Genomic DNA, 1,573 nt, shown 5'->3' on the forward strand with positions numbered 1-1,573 from the left:
CCACACGGGTCCGGGAGGCGATTAGGTCGGCTCGGGCCTGGGCGTTGGCGATCGCGGTGCCGACCAGGTCGGTGAATTCCGCGATGCGCACTTCGGCGTCGGCGGCCATTGGCTCTTCCTGCTTCGTGAAGGCCACAGTCAGCCCCCAGAGGCGTCCCTCAACGGCGATCGGGGCGCCCACCGCCGAGCGGATCCCCAACTCGCGAATCTGCGCAGCCAGCGGGCCGGAACCACCCGCGTAGCGCTCGACCCGGACAGAACGGCCGGTGCGCCACACCTGAGCCGAGACAGGGCTTCCCTCCAGCGATCCGCGTGTGCCGACCGGGAGCCCCGAGCCACTGCTGGCGAGCACGGTGATCGTGCCGTCTGTCTCGTAGCGGTCGATTACCGCACCGTCGGCGCCGATGAGCCGATCCAGTTCCGCGGCGACCACGTCGAACACCGCGGTCGGAGGCACGCCGCGCGCAACCAACGTGGCGACGCGTCGCAGCGCGGCCTGTTGCTCAACGACCTGGGCGAGGCCTCCGTCCATGCGAGCCCCCCATCACCAGCCGCCGAGCGTCTCGTGATCCTGGTTCTGCTACCTAGCGTAGCGCTCGACGACCAACGGGACGTCTCTGTGGGATGGAGCGGATCGCCGCAAGGATTTCGTGACAGTGGCGGTACTGATGAAGTCCAGGTGCACGGTTCCCGATGGCCTGCGGGCTGGGTCACCGAGCGTGAGGTAGCCACGCGGGGGCGCACGATCCGCGAGCGACCAAGACCTCACGGAAGCGGCCTGGCGTTTCGCTCATCCGTACCTGGTCGGTCACCCCCTGGTAATGGCCGAGCGGGGTGTCAGCCGAGAACAGCTCTGGGTCAAGGTAAGCATGAGCGGTTCCCGCCCGGCCGGCCCGTTCCCGTGCGAAGGACCGGTCCACGAGTCCCAGGCCAAGGATCCATGCAGCTGCTCGCACCAAGGAGACGTGTACCCGCCAGCTTCCGCATTGGCTCGCCCGCAGCCGGAGTGCTTGAACCACGCCAAGGGTCGCCAGCCAGGCTGCGATGTAGTCATTCACAACGAGGATCGGCGACAGTGCCGGCGTGATCCCGTCGCCCTCGAGGTCGGCCATCCCCGTCATTGCGCCGGCGCTCTGGTCGAAGCCGACACGGCCGGACCACGGGCCTTCGGTGCCGGCGAACGAGATCGTCGCGTGCACGAGTCCGGGGCGAGCATGGACAGCCGACGCGAGGTCCATCCCGATCGACTCGAGATAGCCCGGACGGCGGTTGGCGAAGAACACGTCCGCGCCGCGCAGGAGATCGCCTACTTGCGTCCGCCCGTGCGCGGCGCGCGCGTCGATGCGACAGGACCGGACGCCGACGTTGGCGTACGCGCCGTCGTGCTCGAACTCGTCCGGCCGCCACACATTCAGCACATCGGCCCCGTGGAGCGCCAGCGCGCGTCCCAGGCCCGCGCCGGCGATAACGTGCCCCATGCCCAGGGCGCGCACGCGCTCCAGAGGCTGCCCGCCACCGCTAGGCCGTGTTTCGTAAGGGCGTCGATGTTGTGGTGTGGCGGTGATCGATAACT

Annotated in this window: 2 protein-coding genes; both read right to left on the reverse strand. The window is 68.9% G+C overall.

What is annotated here, in order from left to right; genetic code table 11:
- Nucleotides 1–532 (reverse strand): GAF domain-containing protein (locus ABZS66_RS61670; RefSeq protein WP_354774282.1); only part of this gene is annotated, 532 nt, incomplete at its 3' end.
- A gap of 178 nt (nt 533–710) precedes the next feature.
- A partial coding sequence (locus ABZS66_RS61675; RefSeq protein WP_354774284.1) for a CoA transferase occupies nt 711–1,573 on the reverse strand: 863 nt, incomplete at its 5' end.

It is taken from the genome of Dactylosporangium sp. NPDC005572 (assembly GCF_040605515.1).
Lineage (GTDB): Bacteria > Actinomycetota > Actinomycetes > Mycobacteriales > Micromonosporaceae > Dactylosporangium.